Source organism: Parafrankia sp. EAN1pec, from assembly GCF_000018005.1.
GTDB classification, from domain to species: Bacteria; Actinomycetota; Actinomycetes; order Frankiales; family Frankiaceae; genus Parafrankia; species Parafrankia soli.
This window is the reverse complement of record NC_009921.1, coordinates 3,933,839-3,951,427: the sequence shown is the minus strand read 5'-3', so window position 1 is coordinate 3,951,427 and position 17,589 is coordinate 3,933,839. Positions and strand designations below refer to the sequence as shown.

General features: G+C 71.0%; 19 protein-coding genes. 8 read left to right on the top strand and 11 right to left on the bottom strand.

The window, feature by feature from the left end:
* Nucleotides 1-122 precede the first annotated feature (122 nt).
* Nucleotides 123-386, bottom strand: coding sequence for a hypothetical protein (locus FRANEAN1_RS41105; protein WP_020460882.1), 264 nt, complete (start codon nt 384-386; stop codon nt 123-125).
* A gap of 122 nt (nt 387-508) precedes the next feature.
* Between FRANEAN1_RS41105 and FRANEAN1_RS42195 the strand changes: the two genes are divergently transcribed.
* Entirely contained in the window at nt 509-976 is a 468-nt protein-coding gene (locus FRANEAN1_RS42195; protein ID WP_083788264.1) for a beta-ketoacyl synthase N-terminal-like domain-containing protein, read from the top strand.
* Nucleotides 977-1,037: 61 nt separating this feature from the next.
* Here the strand turns inward: FRANEAN1_RS42195 and FRANEAN1_RS16170 are convergent, their stop codons facing one another.
* The 5 genes from FRANEAN1_RS16170 to FRANEAN1_RS16150 form a co-directional block, all read right to left on the bottom strand.
* On the bottom strand, nt 1,038-1,670 hold the full coding sequence (locus tag FRANEAN1_RS16170; protein ID WP_198145525.1) for an AfsR/SARP family transcriptional regulator: 633 nt from the start codon (nt 1,668-1,670) through the stop codon (nt 1,038-1,040).
* A gap of 255 nt (nt 1,671-1,925) precedes the next feature.
* The gene (locus FRANEAN1_RS16165; protein WP_020460879.1) at nt 1,926-2,657 is read right to left on the bottom strand and encodes a phospholipase; all 732 of its coding nucleotides are present in this window, start codon (nt 2,655-2,657) and stop codon (nt 1,926-1,928) included.
* 165 nt (nt 2,658-2,822) lie between these two features.
* Nucleotides 2,823-3,578: a hypothetical protein gene (locus FRANEAN1_RS16160; RefSeq protein WP_198145524.1), complete on the bottom strand. Its 756-nt coding sequence runs from the start codon at nt 3,576-3,578 to the stop codon at nt 2,823-2,825.
* The gene (locus tag FRANEAN1_RS16155) at nt 3,526-5,994 is read right to left on the bottom strand and encodes an FtsK/SpoIIIE domain-containing protein (protein ID WP_020460877.1); all 2,469 of its coding nucleotides are present in this window, start codon (nt 5,992-5,994) and stop codon (nt 3,526-3,528) included. Before FRANEAN1_RS16155 ends, FRANEAN1_RS16160 begins: the two co-directional genes overlap by 53 nt.
* Before the next feature lie 4 nt (nt 5,995-5,998).
* On the bottom strand, nt 5,999-6,784 hold the full coding sequence (locus FRANEAN1_RS16150; protein WP_041255988.1) for a neutral zinc metallopeptidase: 786 nt from the start codon (nt 6,782-6,784) through the stop codon (nt 5,999-6,001).
* Nucleotides 6,785-7,174: 390 nt separating this feature from the next.
* Here FRANEAN1_RS16150 and FRANEAN1_RS16145 point away from each other — a divergent pair, with 390 nt between their 5' ends.
* Nucleotides 7,175-8,350 (top strand): amidohydrolase family protein, encoded by a 1,176-nt coding sequence (locus FRANEAN1_RS16145; protein WP_020460875.1) that lies wholly within the window; start codon nt 7,175-7,177, stop codon nt 8,348-8,350.
* A 78-nt stretch (nt 8,351-8,428) separates the two neighbouring features.
* On the opposite strand, the gene FRANEAN1_RS16140 is transcribed toward FRANEAN1_RS16145, so the two are convergent.
* Nucleotides 8,429-9,085, bottom strand: a complete 657-nt coding sequence (locus tag FRANEAN1_RS16140) for a TetR family transcriptional regulator (protein WP_198145523.1) — start codon at nt 9,083-9,085, stop codon at nt 8,429-8,431.
* A gap of 165 nt (nt 9,086-9,250) precedes the next feature.
* On the opposite strand from FRANEAN1_RS16140, the gene FRANEAN1_RS16135 reads away from it, so the two are divergent.
* Nucleotides 9,251-9,970, top strand: a complete 720-nt coding sequence (locus tag FRANEAN1_RS16135; protein WP_020460873.1) for an alpha/beta hydrolase — start codon at nt 9,251-9,253, stop codon at nt 9,968-9,970.
* Nucleotides 9,971-10,021: 51 nt separating this feature from the next.
* On the opposite strand, the gene mftR is transcribed toward FRANEAN1_RS16135, so the two are convergent.
* Complete coding sequence (mftR, locus tag FRANEAN1_RS16130; RefSeq protein ID WP_020460872.1) at nt 10,022-10,702, bottom strand: mycofactocin system transcriptional regulator; 681 nt, start codon at nt 10,700-10,702, stop codon at nt 10,022-10,024.
* Nucleotides 10,703-10,783: 81 nt separating this feature from the next.
* Here mftR and mftA point away from each other — a divergent pair, with 81 nt between their 5' ends.
* From mftA to mftF, 5 genes are read left to right on the top strand one after another with little or no spacing between them, the layout of a single operon-like run.
* Nucleotides 10,784-10,903 (top strand): mycofactocin precursor MftA, encoded by a 120-nt coding sequence (mftA, locus tag FRANEAN1_RS37825; protein ID WP_063748350.1) that lies wholly within the window; start codon nt 10,784-10,786, stop codon nt 10,901-10,903.
* The gene (gene mftB, locus FRANEAN1_RS16125; protein WP_020460871.1) at nt 10,893-11,195 is read left to right on the top strand and encodes a mycofactocin biosynthesis chaperone MftB; all 303 of its coding nucleotides are present in this window, start codon (nt 10,893-10,895) and stop codon (nt 11,193-11,195) included. The genes mftA and mftB overlap by 11 nt, the downstream gene beginning before the upstream one ends.
* An 8-nt stretch (nt 11,196-11,203) precedes the next feature.
* Nucleotides 11,204-12,382: a mycofactocin radical SAM maturase gene (mftC, locus tag FRANEAN1_RS16120; protein ID WP_083788522.1), complete on the top strand. Its 1,179-nt coding sequence runs from the start codon at nt 11,204-11,206 to the stop codon at nt 12,380-12,382.
* A gap of 45 nt (nt 12,383-12,427) precedes the next feature.
* Nucleotides 12,428-13,237: a mycofactocin-coupled SDR family oxidoreductase gene (locus tag FRANEAN1_RS16115; RefSeq protein ID WP_020460869.1), complete on the top strand. Its 810-nt coding sequence runs from the start codon at nt 12,428-12,430 to the stop codon at nt 13,235-13,237.
* Nucleotides 13,234-14,697 carry a mycofactocin biosynthesis glycosyltransferase MftF gene (mftF, locus tag FRANEAN1_RS16110; RefSeq protein ID WP_020460868.1) on the top strand — a complete coding sequence of 488 codons (1,464 nt, stop codon included), beginning with the start codon at nt 13,234-13,236 and terminating at the stop codon, nt 14,695-14,697. Before FRANEAN1_RS16115 ends, mftF begins: the two co-directional genes overlap by 4 nt.
* A 184-nt stretch (nt 14,698-14,881) precedes the next feature.
* Here the strand turns inward: mftF and lipA are convergent, their stop codons facing one another.
* The 3 genes from lipA to FRANEAN1_RS16095 form a co-directional block, all read right to left on the bottom strand.
* Nucleotides 14,882-15,787, bottom strand: coding sequence for a lipoyl synthase (lipA, locus tag FRANEAN1_RS16105; protein WP_041255986.1), 906 nt, complete (start codon nt 15,785-15,787; stop codon nt 14,882-14,884).
* 37 nt (nt 15,788-15,824) lie between these two features.
* Nucleotides 15,825-17,012, bottom strand: a complete 1,188-nt coding sequence (locus tag FRANEAN1_RS16100; protein ID WP_020460866.1) for an amidohydrolase family protein — start codon at nt 17,010-17,012, stop codon at nt 15,825-15,827.
* Between the two features lie 236 nt (nt 17,013-17,248).
* Nucleotides 17,249-17,572: a 2Fe-2S iron-sulfur cluster-binding protein gene (locus tag FRANEAN1_RS16095; RefSeq protein ID WP_063748392.1), complete on the bottom strand. Its 324-nt coding sequence runs from the start codon at nt 17,570-17,572 to the stop codon at nt 17,249-17,251.
* Nucleotides 17,573-17,589 lie beyond the last annotated feature (17 nt).

The window sequence follows — 17,589 nt, the reverse complement described above, 5'->3', positions numbered from 1 at the left end:
TTCGATCAGCCAGTGATCAAGGCCGTGCCGGAGGTCGCCGCCGTCAATTGGCCAACGGCGGCGACAACTTCGGGGTCTACGCGGCGGTATTCACGGCCAGCGCGGCGATCAGGCCGGCGATCTCAGCGGGGCGTTCCAGGGTCGGCGCCCCGACCAGGGCCAGCCGGCCTTGCAGTCTGGGGTCGTGCAGGTAGCGGGTTCCAGCCGATCCGCGCGGTTGCCTCCAGTGCCCGGTACAGGTGCACCGGCAGCGCGTGGGGGTCGGCGGCATCCTCGGCGAGCGCCGGGCTGAGATGGCCGGCCAGATCCTGCGGCCTTGCCAGCAGCTTGGGCAGCAGGACGTCGTCCTCCGCGCCGAAAATCTGGAAGACGGGGGCGTCGTCCACCCGCAGCCCCAGCGGGCTGAGCAGGGCGCCAGCGCCCGGACCCGCTCCGGGAACCAGACCGCGATCTCCGCCGCCAGCCAGCCGCCAAGCGAGCTCCCGACCCGGCCGCGTTCTGGACGCCGCTGCGCGGCCCCAGCCTGACGGTGGACGCCGCGCAGGCGTCGTCACTGGTCGCCGTGTATCTGGCGGTGGAAAGCCTGCGCCGCGGCGAGTCCGACCTCGCGTTCGCCGGCGGGGTGCAGCTCAACCTGGCGCCGGAGAGCACCCTCACCGCCGACCGGTTCGGCGCGCTGTCCCCCGACGGCCGGGCGGACGGCGACCGGGGCGATGGCCGCGCTGGAGGGTACCGAGGAGGAGGTCACCCACCTGCTCGCCGAGGCGGCGGGGACCGACACGGCCGACAGGCTCTCGCCGAACTGCGCAGGCTGGACGAACACACGTCCACCGGCACCGGCAATGTGCTCGGCGGCCTCACCCCACGCGAACGCGAGATCGCGACGGCGGCGGTCGGCGGGAAGACGAGCCGCAAGCTCGGAGTGTCCTCCCGGATGGCGCTGATGATGCTGGTGAACGGGGCTGGTCCACGCTGACCGGACCCGTTGCCCGGCGTGCGGGCGGCACGTACGCACCGCCCGCACGCCGGTCAGCCGGTCAGCCGGTGGAGAACAGTTCGAAGCGGTCGTCGTCGGCCAGGATCCCGCGTTGGATCTCCCGCAGCGGCCGGCCGGGCTCGATACCGAGCTCGTCCGCGAGGATCTGGCGGGCTCGCTGGTAGACACGCAGCGCGTCGGCCTGCCGTTCCGACCAGTAGAGAGCGATCATGAGCTGCCGGTAGAAGGACTCCCGCATCGGATGTTCCAGGGTCAGCTCGAACAGCTGGCCCACGAGCTCCCGATGGCAGCCGCTACGCAGGCCCGCCTCCATCATCATCTCGATGCACTCCAGCCGTGACTCCTCCAGCCGGGTGACGAACGCGTCCACGATCGGGCCCTCACGCAGGTCGCCGAGCGCGTTGCCGCGCCAGACCGTGAGGGCGGACGCGAACAGATCGGCCGCCTGCCGGTGGTGACCGGCGCGGGCATGCTGGCGCCCGTCCGCCATCCTCCGCTCGAACAGGTGCAGATCGACGGCCTCGGGCTCGACGAGCAGCAGATAGCCCGGCGAACGGGTGATGATCGGGCACTCCCGGCTCAGCGGGCAGGTGAGCAGCTTGCGGAGTTGGGAGACGTAGACCTGCAACGTCGCCGTCGCGCGCCGCGGGGGATCGTCCTTCCAGATCTCCAAGGATTTCGTACCGCACGAGCACGCCCCACAGACTGAGCAGACGTGACAACGCGGACGGCCTGGCCCGACTGCACCGGACGTTCGCGCCTCGGCCGCATCCGGCGGCCGGACAGCCCCGCCCCCGCCCCGGCCCCGGCTGCCCGGGGCGGGGTGGGCACACCAGAACCGTCTCAACTCCCGGCCGGCTCCGGTCCGGTCCGGATGAGATCCTATTCCCGGCCGCCGCACCGAGGCGATAGTGCATCCGTGCCAGAACTAGCCGAAGGCCCGCACCGCGTTGTACATCAGCAGAGCTGCGCGCTCGCAGGGCATCATGACACCGAGCCAGTTCACCTGCGGCTGGCCGGCCCTCACGCAGGTCGCCCGCAGGTCGACGAGGAACTGGTTGTCGATCGCCAGCCGCCGCTGCCCGGTGGGGTCGACCGCCGGGCCGTTCAGGAAGTTACGGTAGCCGAAGTCGTGGCGCAGGCAGGGGTCGGCGAACAGGTCGTCCACCTCGGGCGGAGTCGGCCCGCTGCATCCGTCGGTCGTCCACACCAGGCTTCCTGGCGGACCGGCCGCCCGCGCGTTCCGCACGACGACGAAGTCGGCCAGCGGGAGGCTGTACACGCTCGGCACGTCGACGGCGGGCACCTCCCCGCCGGGCACCTGGTGGACGTCGGTCTCCGTACCGGTGGCGAACACGGCGCCGCCCTGGAAGTAGCTCACGCTGTCCGCACCGACCGCGGGACGCGGGTCGAGCAGCGGATTCCCGAGCGGCCCGGTCGGGCCACCGAGTTGCGCGTAACGGTCGTAGACCGGGCCGCACACCTTGAAACCGCCCACAACGTGGCAGCCGCCGGATCCGGCACCCGCGGTGGACGCCGCCGCCGCGACGGACTGGCAGCCGGCCGCAAGCAGCGCGAGCACGGTGCAGGCGAGCGCAGTGGCGGCGGCGGGGCGGCGTCCCAGCCAACGTCGCACGGCGGGGGCCCGACGGTCTGACATGATCTGCTCCTTTTCGACCAGTCGACGGTAGGTCGAAAAGGGCCCCTGGGGCACGATGTGCCGCTGTGCGGTAACCGACAGGTCGGCTGGCGCGCAGCCGCCCGGACGCCGGCGGGCCGGGCCCAGCCACCCCGAACCTTATTCAACCGGGTTACGGAACAGCCTTCAGGGAAGTGTTCCACCGAAGGCTTTCAACCAACCGGGCGGCGGAATGCCGTACGGGCGTAGCCGGGTCTGGCTGCCGTCGTCGACCAGCACCGCCTGGCCGTCACGCAGCCTGGCCGTCGGCCGTCCGATCAGCGCACTCACACGATCGTCGAAAGAGTCACTGTAGCGGCGGGTGAGTACGATGCCGAACTGGTTCAGAATATCCCGGTGAACGCGCCGCAGCCCATTACGGTCGATCGTCGCGATGACGAAGACGCCTACTTCGGAGCCCTGCTCCAGCAGATGGCTGAGCGGCACACCCACTCCGGCCGCGCCATAGCCTTTCGGGGAGGAGTCGAGCTCACGGCAGCGGTGCAGGCCGTTGAGTATGAGCACCCTGCAGTCGGCGATCGAGGTCATGGTGTACGCGTCGTCCGCATGCCTCTTTCGCACAAGGTCCGCGAGGGACTCGATCCGCTCCAGGCAGTGCGTGGCGCTCCATCGGCGCAGGCCGGGGAGGACAGCTCCCAGCTCGGCATGGACAGCGGTGTAGCGGTGGTCCACCGGGGTGAAATCGATCAGGGTGATGGCGTCCACGTGATCCGCGTGGCCTGCCTGAGCCCCCTGATCAGAATGATCCGGAGACGCGGTGCTCCGGCCCACGCCCAGCGTGGCGAGCGCCGCGGCGGTCGATGTCAGTACACCGACGTTCGCGGCGTCGTCACCGATGACCAACATCGTGCGATCGGCACTCGGGGTGAGGTCGACGCGCACCGGTACCGACAGCCCCATCGGCTCGCCGAGCCAGATCCGAATCGTCTTCGGCGGGGTCGACTGAGCACGGACCAGCTTTTCGAAGAATCCCGTCACGGGTGATGTCACCGGGCCGGTCACCGTCGTACACCGCGGGAACACGGACGTGGTGCCGTACGTGGGCGAGCTTGCGCATGGCCCCGAGCATCGCCGTGCGGGTGCCGGCCTCGATGAAGGCGATCTGGAACTTCGTGTCACGACCGAGCTGGCCCGAGCTGGGATTATAAATCGCTTCACCCCGAAGGCCCAGCTGACTGGCGCTGGGATTGTTCTCGGCGAGTACCCGGCGGCTGACCTGGTCGTCGCAGCGCAGCGCGACCCGTACCTCCATCTGCCGGACGGTGCTACCGCCCATGACGACCGGGCTGCTCGGCGTCTGCGACGAGAGCAGTACGTGGATCCCGTACGCCCGACCCATGCGGACGAGGGTCTCCAGGCTGGCCGCCGCGTCCCGGCCGACCGCGTCGTCGACGTCGAACAGGACGTGGAACTCGTCGACGACGAGCAGGATCCGGGCGAGCCGTGGGTCGCTTGCCCCGTTCGCGGCCCTGGCCCGGGCGCTCCGGTAGTTGGCGAGATTCTCGACCCCGTATTTTTTGAAGAGCTCCGCACGGAAGTCGATCTCCGTCAGTAGTGTGCGCATCGTTTCCAGGCCGAACTCGCGTTCGCTGTGAATGGCCACCTGGCGGGCATGGGGCAGCTGCCGGACGGCATAATCCTGGAACTCGATGCCCTGCTTCAGGTCTACCAGGTAGAGTTCCAGTTCCGCCGGGGAGTAGACAGTCGCCGCGGCCAGCACGATCGTGTGCAGCAGGGTCGTCTTTCCCGAGCCGGTGGTACCGGCGACCATGACGTGATTGCGGGTGCCCTCGCCCAGCCGCATGGCCATGACGTCGTCCAGGCTGTACGTCCCGATCGGGATCACGAGCCCGTCGGAGGCATCGCCCTGCCACCAGGTGGCCGGATCGCCCGCGTCGACCGGTCGCTCCATACCGGCGATGCCCCCGAGCTCGGGTCTGGTCGCCGCCGGCACCAGCGACAACACGCGGTCCAGGGAGACAACCACCTTGCCGGCGTCACGCGCCCGATCCGCGACACGGTCGACGATCGTTCCCAGCATCCGGGACGTCTCCCAGGTCGGCTCGCGCGGATGCTCCAGCACGAGCTCCCACCGGTCGGCCGCCGGCGACCCCGCCGCAGCCGGCCCGGGCCTGGCCCGCCCTCCCCCGACCAGCTCCAGGTGGTGGGGATGCTCGGGGTCATCGTCCGTGATCGTCAGGACGGTGTAGACACCGCACCGAGGGCCGTTCGCCATGACCTGGTCGAGCCGGGTAAGGCTGTCCGGCGTGGTGAATCCGCGAGGGTAGTCGAAAACCACCACGACGTGGTATGGCTCAGGACGCGCGTCAACCAGCTGGTTGTAATCGACAAGCGAGTCCAGCCGGTGCGGGCCCAGCAGGTCCCGTTCGATCCGCCCGATGCGCCCGACCAGCTCGGCGAGCCTGCCCTCGATCTCGTGATAGTCGATGAGCGGGGTCTCCATGAGCCGCACGTCAGTCGAGTTGAGCCCGGAGAGCGACCGCACGGACCGGCCCAGCGAGATCGAGTCGACAACCGACAGCCGCAGCTGGCCGGGTGGGATCGAGGCCAGCATCCGGCCGATCAGGCCGAGCGCGACGTCGGAATGTTCGGTGTTCGCGCGACCGGCCTTGACAACGAGGTTGGTCGTGCGGGGAAACGGCAGGAGGGCGGGCACGACGAGCTGCCCGCCGTCATGCCCGGCCCGGATGTACCACCCGATTCGCAGTCCGTCGACGGGTGTGGAGACCGGGGACCACGTACTCCAGTCAGCGTCCGCCGGCAGACTGATCCCGTCGAGGTCGGCGCGGACCGCGGCGACCTCCGCCTGGAACAGCGCCAGGCTTTGCCGCCAGGGGCGCTTCGCGGCCGCGACGGCGTTGCCGTGGCTGGCCCGGGCGTTCTGGGCGGCCGTCCGCACCTGCGCGTCGAGGTCCTCGGTCGCCCGTACGATCAGTTCGTCAGCGCGTCGAACGGCAGCTACCGCGACCCTGGTCCAGTGCCGTTTGCTTCGCAGCGGCGAGCGCAGGCGACGAACGGCCAGCGCCAGCGCGTCGACGACCTCCGTGGCGCTGTGCTCGGGAACGGGGCCGTGCTGGCGGCCTTCCTCGGTCTCCCATAATCGCGGTCGGGAAACGAGGATGTCACGCACCTCGGTCACCCGGCTCTCGACCTCTCGCGCGCGCCAGTCGGCCCACTTCGCCACTGCCTGGCTGCGCTTCTTGCCCACTTCGTCGCGCTCTCCGGCAAGCGCCGTCCCGACGAAGGCAGAATGCTCGGCGGGAAAACCTCGGAGCATCAGCTCAGAAGAGCACGCTGCCGGTGGGTGACTCGCCGAGGCGGTAGCAGGTGTCGCTGTCGCGCAGGTAGCCGAAGGCGAACGCCTGGGCGCGCTGGCGGGGCGTGCCGTGCGCGCCGTCTGAGGTGGCGGTCTCGCGGTCGAACCAACCACGGTCGCGGGTGTCGCCGAGCGAGAAGAACAGCAGGGCGCCGGAAAAGGCGTCGCCGAGGTCGAGCCGGTCGGCGTCGGTGGCGAAGCGGGCCTCGTCGCCGGCGAGGCAGTCGGCCTGGTTCTCCTCCGCGCGGGAGACGACCCCGGTGCGGCCGGAGTGGGTGGCCGCCCGGTGGGCCAGCTCATGCATGATCACGTACATCGGGTAGGACGGGCCGCCGGCGTCGTGCAGTTCGGTCATGAAGTCGACGCTGTACGCGACGGTGTCGTCGAGTGGGCAGTAGAGGGCGTTGCCGGCGAAGGCGGCCGGGTCGGTTTCGCCCTCTCCGCAGGCGATCGGTGGGATCTCGCCGTCGCGGTAGGGGACGAAGCGCGGCGCGGTCCACTGGTCGCCCAGCTCACCGGCCCAGTAGGTGTTCACCGCACCGGGACAGCCCACCGGTTCGGAGATGATCGCCTCGACGTCCTGAACTGTCTCGACGGGACCGCCGCAGCTCCCGGCGGGCGCGGTCAGCTCCGCAGCCGGGGCGGCGCCGTCCCCGGCGGCCGTCGACTCCAGCCCGGCGCATCCAGCCAGCAGACTGCCGCCGAGTGCAGCGGCGAGCATGCTCGCCAGGACCGTTCGCCTGACTCCCATGCCGCCCACCGTATGGGCCCGTGTGGGCGCATGGCCCGATTCGTCGGCACTCGGACAGATCTGGTCACGGGCCCCCCGCATCGTGGTGGTCGAGTGGCGGCTGCCGCGGGTGCTGGCGGCGATCGTGTTCGGCGCCGCGCTGGGCGTTCGTCCCGGGGTTCTCGCCGACCCACTCCTTAGTAAGTATTCACTTGTGTCTTTGGGTCAACACGACTAGCCTGCTCTCCACGCGGCGGATCAATCCGGGGAGTGCGACGCGTGACCGCCGTGGGCGCGTCGAAGGCACGGTCCCCGTCGTCACCGAGGTCGCTCAGCTCCCGGAGAGGCCGTGAACGTACACGCGGGTATGTGCCGAACCGGGCGCAGCCGAATCGACGCGAGGAGACCCGAGTGGTCAAGCTGGCTGACGGAATTCGAGTGGTCGACGCCGACGCGCACATGACCGAGCGCCACGACCTGTTCACCGAGAGGGCGCCGAAGGGCTACGAGGACAGGGTCCCGCACGTCGAGCGGATCGACGGCGTCGACATGTGGATCGTCGAGGGCAAGGCGTTCGGCAAGGCAGGCTCCGGCGGCACCGTCGACCACGACGGGAAGAAGCACCCGTTCCGGGACTCCCAAGGCGGGTCCTGGGGCATCAACGACGTGCACCCCGCGGCGTGGGACCCGAAGGAGCGCCTGCGCCTGATGGATGAGCTCGGCATCCACACGCAGGTCCTCTACCCCAACGCGATCGGCATCGGCGGCCAGAACCTGCGGAATTCGGTCCAGGACCCGATCGTTCTCCGGCTCTGCGTCGAGCTCTACAACGACGCGATGGCGGAGGTCCAGGCGGAGTCGGGCAACCGGCTGCTCCCGATGCCGATCATGCCCGCGTGGGACGTCGAGGCCTGCGTCCGGGAGGCCGAGCGCTGCGCCGCCCTGGGCTACCGCGGGGTCAACATGACCGCCGACCCGCAGGACTCCGGCTCACCCGACCTGGGCGACACCGCCTGGGACCCGTTCTGGGAGGTCTGCGCCGGGAACAAGCTCCCCGTGCACTTCCACATCGGGGCGAGCCAGACGGCGCTGTCCTACTTCGGCACGACCTACTGGCCCAGCCAGGACGACTACGTGAAGCCGGCGATCGGCGGCGCGTCGCTGTTCCAGAACAACTCCCGGGTACTGCTCAACAGCGCCTACTCCGGGATGTTCGACCGTCACCCCGACCTGAAGATGGTCTCGGTCGAAAGCGGCATCGGCTGGGTGCCGTTCATGCTCGAGGCGATGGACTACGAGCTTGAGGAGAACGCACCGGAGTACTTTCACAAGCTGCAGAAGCGGCCGTCGGAGTACTTCGCGTCGAACTGGTACGCGACCTTCTGGTTCGAGAAGGGCCGCGGCGACCTCCAGCACCTCATCGACACCGTCGGCGAGGACAACATCATGTTCGAGACGGACTTCCCGCACCCGACCTGCCTGCACCCGGACCCCCTCGGAATCGTTGGCGAGACGATCGCCTCGCTGCGTCCCGAGACGCAGCGGAAGGTCATGGGCGGCAACGCGGTCAAGCTCTACCGCGTCTGACCCGGCTCGCGGCGTGAACCCGGCCTGCGCGGACGGTCGCGAACGGTCGCGGTCGCGGACCGTCGCGGACCGTCGGCGCTAGGCACCGCCCGGGTCGGCCGTGTCGTGCTGGTCGAGCCGCGCGGATGACGCCGGGTCCCTGCCGCCCTGGCGGTTTCGTCGCGCGTGCGCCGCGCTCGCGGCGGACTCGTTGTTGGTGGTGAGACGCAGGACGGCCCGCTCCAGGGTCGGGAGGATGGCGGTGATGTCGAGCTCGCCCTTCGCGTACTGGCCGATGACGGCGTAGGTCATGTTCGTGAGGATCAGTTCGACATCGCTGATGTAGTCGGGGTCGCCGCCGGCCAGGATGGCGCGCGCGACCGGTTCGATGGCGCCCATGGTCTGCTGGTCAAGCCTGCGCCCGCCCGGCCCCTCCCGCGCCCGGTCGTAGGCCTCGAGCATGCGCGGGCTGCGCTCCCACGGCTCGAAGACGTGCCGGAACACCCGCATCAGGCCGTCGTAGAGGGTCTCGTCGGGGGTCGGTGGTGCCGGTGACGCGCCGCTGTTGGCCGCAAGCCACCGCTGCAGCGCGGCGACGACGAGCTCGTCACGGCCGGGGAACAGCTTGTAGATCGTCAGCGGCGAGACGCGGGCGCGGCGCGCCACCTCGCGCATCTGGACGGCGTCGTGGCCACCGGACTCGAGCAGCTCCAGCACCACGCTGAGAATCGCGTCGGCTGACTCAGACCCGGGCACCTGGTTCATCTCCGCCGTTCTCCCACGGATAGTGCATGTCGGGCAACGACTCGAATATCATCGCCATCCGGATAACCGCGTTATCCGGTGACCTGTCTACTCAGGAGCGGTCAGCGGACCCGCGCGACGGGCCGGCCGCACCACCCGCGACGAGGAGGACTCGGTATGGCGACATATGTCCTGGTGCACGGCGGTGGTCACGGCGGCTGGTGTTACCAGCCGGTCGCCCGGCTGCTGCGTGCCGCCGGGCACGAGGTCCACACCCCCACCCTCTCCGGTCTGGGCGAGCGCGCACACCTGGTGAGCACGAAGATCGACCTCGACTTACACATCCAGGACGTCGTCGCGCTGCTGCACTACGAGAACCTGCGCGACGTGATCCTCGTCGGGCACAGCTACGGCGGCATGGTCATCACCGGCGTCGCCGACCGGGCCGCCGACCGCATCGGCCGCCTCGTTTACCTCGACGCGGCGAACCCGGTCAACGGCCAGTCCCTCCTCGACGTCGCCGGACCGATCATCGAGATGACCCGCCCCCACGGCCAGACGGTCGACGGCGTCGAGCTGGTTCTCCTGCCGGCGCCGGGCGCAGGCGCCTTCTACGGCGTGACCGACCCGGACGACCTCGCCTGGATGGACGAACGCCTCACCGCCCACCCCTGGCGCTGCTTCGAACAGCCCCTGACGCTCACCAACGAGACGGCCCTCTGGGCGATCCCGCAGTACCACGTCATCTGCACCTCCACCCTGGCCGGCCGGGACCCGGAGCTCATGGACAAGGCACGAGCCAGCGGCCGCCTCTGGACCGTCGACACCGGCCACGACCTCATGATCACCGAACCCCGGGCGGTCGCCGACGCGCTTCACGAGGTCGCCGACGCCTGAGCGTCACCTGCGGGAGCATCCGTCGCCGGGGCCGGGTAAGCCCGGAGGGCGTCAGCCCCGGCGAACCGCGGCGCTTTCCGCCGGGTGCGCGCCGAGGGCCCGCTCGGTCCCGCCGCCCTGCGGCTCGGTGGTGAGGATGTCGTCGCGGAAGCCAGCGGCGAGGGCGCGTAGCGCGGCGTCGAGGTAGAGGGTGAGATCGGCGTCCGCGTGGGTGGACCAGCGTTCGTAGGCGGCACGGCAGACGGCGAGGGTGGCCCGGCCGACGGCGAGCGGGTAGAGCGAGTCGGCCGGCTGATCGGTGCGGCGGGCGACGAACTCGGTGATCGCGCGCTCCCACGCGTCGTAGTGCACCGTGGCGCTGGCGACGAGTTCGGGCACCGTGCTGATCAGATGCATGCGCATGCGCAGCTCAGGCACGTCCTCGGCCCGGTAGTAGTTGGCTGCGATGACCGCGTGACGAACGGCGTCCATCACGGGCAGGCCGCCGGAGGTCTGCTGGAGATTGGCGCGGATCGTGGTGACCTCGTTGTCGAACTCGTTCCACAGCACCTGCGACTTCGCGTCGAAGTAGCGGAAGAAGGTGCGCCGGCTGACGCCGGCGGCCGCGGCGATCTGGTCCACCGTGGTCTCGTGGTAGCCCTGCTCGGCGAACAGCCTCAGCGCGATCAGTTCCAGCTTGCGGGCGCTCGTCCCGCGGGGCCGGCCACGGCGGTCGGGGCTTGTTTGTGGCACGAGGTGACGTTATCGTGCCCGATATTCGTCACACGGTGCCTAAATCACGGTGCCCACATGACCAGCCGAAGGAGCAGCTCGATGACGGACACCCCGACCCAGGCCGACGACGAGGTCACGGCAGAGGTTCCGGAGCCGTTGGTGGCGGACGAGCTGCTGGTCGAGGAGGTGTCGATCGACGGCATGTGCGGTGTCTACTGATCCCGCCGCTCGGCCGTCGCCGTTCGACCTTGACGCCGCCTGGTACGTGCCGGCGCAGGTGTCGATCCGCCCCGAGCGCTTCGGCGCGCTGCTGTACCACTTCGGTACCCGGCGCCTGTCGTTCCTGAAGAGCCCCGGGCTGCTGAAGGTCGTGCAGGTACTGGCCGACTTCCCGACAGCCCGCGCGGCTTGCGCCGACGTGGGCGTGTCGGCGGCCGAGCTGCCCGCGTACCGCGCCGCTCTGGCCACGTTGGCCGCGTCGGAGATGATCCGGGAGAGGAAACCGTCGTGAGCACACCGCTGCCACTGGTCGAGCAGTTCCAGTACGGCCTGGACGCGCCGATCTGCCTGACCTGGGAGCTGACCTACGCCTGCAACCTGGCCTGCGTGCACTGCCTGTCCAGCTCGGGCCGGCGTGATCCGCGCGAGCTGTCCACCGCCGAGTGCAAGGCCGTGATCGACGAGCTCGAGCGGATGCAGGTGTTCTACGTCAACATCGGTGGCGGCGAGCCGACCGTCCGGTCGGACTTCTGGGAGCTCGTCGACTACGCCACCGCCCACCACGTGGGGGTCAAGTTCTCCACCAACGGAGTCAGGATCACCCCCGAGGTGGCGGCGCGGCTGGCCGCCAGCGACTACGTCGACGTGCAGATCTCGCTCGACGGCGCGACCGAGGCCGTCAACGACGCGGTGCGCGGGCCCGGCTCGTACCAGACGGCGATGCGCGCCATGGCAAACCTGGCCGCCGCCGGGTTCCGCGGGTTCAAACTGTCGGTCGTGGTGACCCGGCACAACGCCGGCCAGCTCGACGAGTTCAAGGCGATAGCCGACCGGTTCGGCGCGCAGCTGCGGCTGACCCGGCTGCGGCCGTCCGGCCGGGGCGCCGACGTCTGGGACGAGCTGCACCCGACGGCCGCCCAGCAGCGGGAGCTCTACGACTGGCTGGTGGCGCACGGCGAGCGGGTCCTCACCGGGGATTCGTTCTTCCACCTGGCCGCCTACGGCGACGCGCTGCCCGGGCTCAACCTGTGCGGCGCCGGGCGGGTGGTGTGCCTCATCGACCCGGTCGGTGACGTCTACGCCTGCCCGTTCGCCATCCACGACAGCTTCCGCGCCGGCAACGTCCGCGGCGAGGGCGGGTTCACCGGGGTCTGGCGGACCTCGGAGCTGTTCGCAGACCTGCGCCAGCCGCAGACCGGCGGGGCCTGCACATCGTGCTCGGCGTTCGACGCCTGCCGGGGCGGGTGCATGGCGGCGAAGTTCTTCACCGGCCTGCCGCTGGACGGCCCCGACCCGGAATGCGTGAAGGGCCACGGCGCGGCCGCGCTGGCCGCGGTGGACCTCGAGCTGGTGCCGAAGCCGTCGCTGGACCACTCCCGCCCGGCGTCCCGCCGGTCGGGCCCTGTCCCGGTGACAATCGGCGCGCGCCCACCCGACCGCGCTTGTGAGGAGAGCCCGCTGGCCGGGCTGAGGCTCTGACATGCGAGGAACTGAGGTACGAGCCGTCGACAGCTGGCGGGCGACGTGACCGCCGACCGCCCCGTCGCCGTGGTCACCGGGGCGGCGCGCGGGATAGGCGCGGCCACTGTGCTGGCGCTGGCGCAGCAGGGCTGGGAGGTGCTCGCGGTCGACCGCGGGAAGGACGATCCCGCGCTCGCCTACCCGATGGGCACCGAGGCCGAGCTCGGGGAGGTGGTGGCGGAGGCGAACTGGCGGGTCGAGGCGGCGGACCGGGTCCGCCCGTTCATCGCCGACGTACGGGACGCCGCCGCGCTCCAAGCCGCCGTCGCCGAGGCCGAGGCCCGGTGGGGTGGCCTGGACGCCGCCGTCGCGGCCGCCGGGGTGATCGCCGGCGGCGTGCCGCTGTGGGAGGTCCCGGCGGAGCAGGAACAGGCCGTGCTGGACGTGAACCTCGGCGGTGTCCTGAACCTGGCTCGGGTGGCCGTGCCCGCGATGCTGCGGCGGCCACCGCCGCGGCACGGCCGTTTCCTGGCGGTGGCGTCGGCCGCGGCGACCCGCGGGCTGCCGATGCTGGCCGCCTACTGCGCGGCGAAGGCCGGCGTCACCGGGCTGGTCCGGGCCCTGGCAGCCGAGCTGGGAGACACCGGTGTCACCGCGAACGCGGTCAGTCCGGGCTCCACCGACACACCGATTCTGGCCGAGAGCGCCCGCCTGTACGGCCTCAGCGGGGCGCCGGAGTTCGCCGCGCAGCAACCGCTCCGACGGCTGCTCGCCCCGGCGGAGGTCGCGGAGGTCCTCGCCTTCCTCGCCGGACCGGCCAGCAGCGGGATGACCGGTGCCGTCGTACCGGTCGACGGAGGCCTCGCGCTGTGACCACGCCCGTGGCCCCGCTGCCGGTCGGCTTCCGGGTCGTTCTCGACATGTCGGCACGGCGGCTGAGCGCCGACAGCTGGCTCGGCGGCTCGCCGGCCAGGGTGATCCGGCTGACCGCGGCCGGCCAGGCCGCCTGGCAGGAGCTCGCGACCGGCCCGGTGGTGTCCCCGCGGGCAGGCGCCCTGGCCCGCCGGCTCACCGACGCCGGCCTGGCACATCCCAGGCCGCCCACGCCGCGGCACGACCCGGACATCACCGTCGTGATCCCGGTCCACGACCGCGTCGACAAGCTGGCCCGGTGCCTCGCCGCAGTGGGCGACCGCCACCCGGTCGTCCTGGTCGACGACGGCTCGCGCGAGCCCGACGCGATCATCGAGCTCGCCGACCGGTTCGGCGCGAAGGTGATCAGGCGCCCCGTCAACGGCGGGCCGGCGGCGGCCCGCAACACCGGGCTGGCGGCGACCGCTGGCGAGCTCGTCGCCTTCGTGGACAGCGACTGCGTGCCGCCGGCGGGCTGGATCGACGCGCTGGCCGCGCACTTCGCCGACCCGCTGGTCGGCGCCGTGGCCCCGCGCACGGTCCCCGCTCCCGGCACGCCGGGCGGCTGGGCCGGCCGGTACGCCGGCACCACACGCAGCCTCGACCTCGGCGGCACGCCGGCCCGGGTCGGGTCGAACACCCGGGTGGCCTACGTCCCGACCGCCGCGATCCTGGTCCGCCGCGCGGCGCTGGCCGAGATCGCCGGCGGCGGTCCGGCGGCCGGCGGGGCGTTCGACACCACGCTGTCGGTCGCGGGCGAGGACGTCGACCTGGTGTGGCGGCTGGACAAGGCGGGCTGGCGCATCCGGTACGACCCGACCGTCGAGGTCCGGCACCTGGAACCGGAGACCTGGGCCGGGCTGCTCGGCCGGAGGTTCCGGTACGGCACGTCCGCCGCGCCGCTGGCGCTGCGCCACCCGGGATCGCTGCCCCCGCTCGTCCTGTTCCCGGGGCCGGCGCTGACGGTCGCCGCGCTGCTCGCCCGTCGGCCCGTGCTGGCCGCCGCCGCGTACACCTGTTCGGTACTGCGCACCGTGCGGACGCTGCGCCGGTCAGACCTGCCCGTCCGGGAGGTGGCGCGCGCGACGGCAGGTGCCGTCGGCCGGACCTGGCTCGGCGTCAGCCGGTACGGCACCCAGTACGCCCTGCCGCTGCTCGCGGCCGGCGCCGCGGGTGGCGGCCGCCGGCGCTGGGGACGTCGGGCGGCGGTGGCATCACTGGTCGTCGGCCCGGCCCTGGCGGAGTGGGCGGGCCGGCGCGGGTCGATGGACCCGGTGCGGTTCGTGCTCGGCCGTCTCGCCGAGGACGTCGCCTACGGCAGCGGTGTGTGGACCGGGTGTGTGCACAACCGGACGACCATCCCGGTGCGCCCCACGATTGGCCGGCGCGCCCACGGGTCGAGAGGACCCGACCATAGATGAGAGGTCGACCATCGGTTCCAGGGACGAGATGGTCGCCCGCATGGAACGGGCCCGTGCGGCCGGCGCGGCCGGGCTGATCGCGGCCCTGGACTGGTCCTTCGCACACGGCCACGAGCTGACCGGCGCAGCCGCGCGCCGCCCGGCCGGAGGCCTGTCAGCCCGGGCGGCGGGCGGCGGGCGGCGCTCAGCGGCGTTCACCGCGGAGCGCCACTGCCTGGCGATACAGCCGGCCCGCGCGGTAGGAGGAGCGGACCAGCGGCCCCGCCATCGCCCCGGCGAAGCCGAGCTCGGCGGCCCGGGCGGACCACCGTTCGAACTCCTCCGGCTCCACCCAGCGTTCCACCGGATGGTGGCGCGGGCCGGGCCGCAGGTACTGGGTCACCGTCACCAGATCACAACCAGCTGCCCGCAGGTCCGCCAGCACGGCGTCGACCTCGTCGACGGTCTCACCCAGACCGAGGATCAGGTTCGACTTCGTGACGATCCCTTCCGCGTGGGCACGGTTGATCACCTCAAGCGAGCGCTCGTAGCGGAAGCCCGGCCGGATGCCGCGGAAGATCCGGGGCACCGTCTCGACATTGTGGGCAAGCACCTCCGGGCCGGCACCGAACACCTCGGCCAGCAGGGCCGGGTCACCACGGAAGTCCGGGATCAACAGCTCGACGCCGGTTCCGGAGGAACGCGCATGGATCTGGCGCACGGTCTCGGCGTACAGCCAGGCCCCTCCGTCGGCCAGGTCGTCCCGTGCCACCCCGGTGACGGTGGCGTAGTGCAGTCCCAGGCTGGCGACGGATTCGGCCACCCGGCGAGGCTCGTCCCGGTCGAGCGGAGCGGGCCGGCCGGAGTCGATCTGGCAGAAGTCGCAACGCCGCGTGCAGACGTCCCCGCCGATCAGGAAGGTCGCCTCCCGATCCTCCCAGCACTCGAAGATGTTCGGGCAGGCGGCCTCCTCGCACACCGTGTGCAGCCCGGACTCGCGGACCACGGCCATCACCTCGGTGTAGGCGGGACCGACGCGCATCCGGGTGCGCATCCACGGCGGCTTGTTCTCGACCGGGGTCCGGGCGTTGCGGACCTCGAGCCGCAGCATCGCACGGCCGTCCGGTGTCACGGGCCGTCCTCGGTCATCAGCTCGTCCCGGCGGTGGCCCGCCACGACGCCGACGGCTCCTCGATCCGGTACAGCTTTGTCGCGTTCTCCCAGAGAATCTTCCGGCGCGCTCCCCCGTCGACGTGCCCGAGGCCGGACGTGATGGTCTCCTGGATGTTCTGGAACAGGCAGGTGGTGTGCGGGAAATCGGTCTCGAAGAGGATGTTGTCGATCGGCATCAGATCGAGGAAGTGCTTCGGGGCGACCGACTCGAACCAGTAGGTGACGAAAACGCTCTGGCGGAACAGATCCGACGGCAGCACGTCTCCCGACTGGCGCTCCCGGCCCGGACGGAACGCGCCGAGCCAGCTGTAGTCGGTGGCCTCGAGCATGAACGGAAGCCAGCCGATACCGCTCTCCACGGAGACGAACTTCAGCTCGGGATAGCGGGACAGCACGCCCGACGTGATCAGATCCGAGCACTGGACACCGTTCTTCATGAACAGGCTCACCGCGCAGTAGGCCTGCGCCCCTTCCACGCCGTGCAGGGCATAGCGCTCCGGGGTGGACAGCTCCAGGGTGTCTCCGGCGCTGCCGATGTGGAAGTGGATCGGCAGGTCGGCCGCGCGGGCGACCTCCCACAACGGGTTCCAGTGCGGCGAGCCGAGCACGGGCAGCCCGTAGCGCTGCGGCTCGCCGGTGAACAGGATTCCCCGCGCGCCCAGCGGGGCGCACCGCTCGATCTCCCGTACGGTCTCGTCGATGTCCCAGAACGGTGTGGCGATCACCGGCAGCAGCCGGCGCAGGTCGGCCGAGGACCACTCGACGAGAAAGTCGTTGTACGCCGACACGCACAGCAGCTTGAGAGTGTCGTCCTTCAGCTTCAGGAAGTTCTCGCTGCCGAACCCGCCCACGTTCGGGTAGAGCACCTGGGCCCAGATACCCGCCTCGTCCATGTACTTCAGGCGGGCATCCGCCTGGTACGCGCCCGGGTGGCAGTCCTCGTAGGTCTGCGGGTACTCGGGCGGGAACGTCGGCCATCCCGCCGGAGCCGTCACGCCGACCGGTGCCAGCCGCTCCCCGTGGAGCACCCAGGTGTCCGCCGTGCCCTGCCGCACCACGTGTGGAACGTCCTCGCGATACTTCGCCGGCACCCGAGCGGTCCACACGTCCGGCGGCTCGGTGATGTGACTGTCCGCGTCAATGATCAACTCTGGCGCTGTCATTTCCCCTGCTTTCCTGGTTTCCTCGCACTGCCGTCATGAACTATCATCAGCGTGTCGCCCGCGGCCGTCTTTGCACATTCGGTCAAGTCCTTGTTCGTTTCGGCGGCCAGCTCTCCGCCAAAATGCCGACCGAGCGCCGACCAGGCGAGCGGCCGGATCTCGCCATTCCGGCCGTTCCGCGACGGCGCCGACCGGGCACCACGGTCACGTGGCGTCGGGGCCGTTTCGGACGCGTGTCAGGACTCCTTTTCGGCCAGTCGCCGAACGCCCTTCTTGCGCACGGCGACGTCGCCGGTGGCACATGCCCGGCAGGCCAGCCGAAGATGGATGAGATCACGACGTCGCGCGCCGGGAAGCCGGTTCTCGAGGGCGTCGAGTTCCTCGTCGCCGGCGGGTGTCAGGTGGTCGGCTCCGCTGAGCACCTCGACGTGGCACACCGTGCAGGTTGCCTGGCCGTGGCACACCGTGGGCCAGTGGTACCCGAGTCGCCAGGCCGCCTCAATGATCGTCTCACCGGGCTCGGGCGTGAGGTCCGCGCCGATGGGCTCGACCCGGACCAGCGGCCGCCTGGACCGCT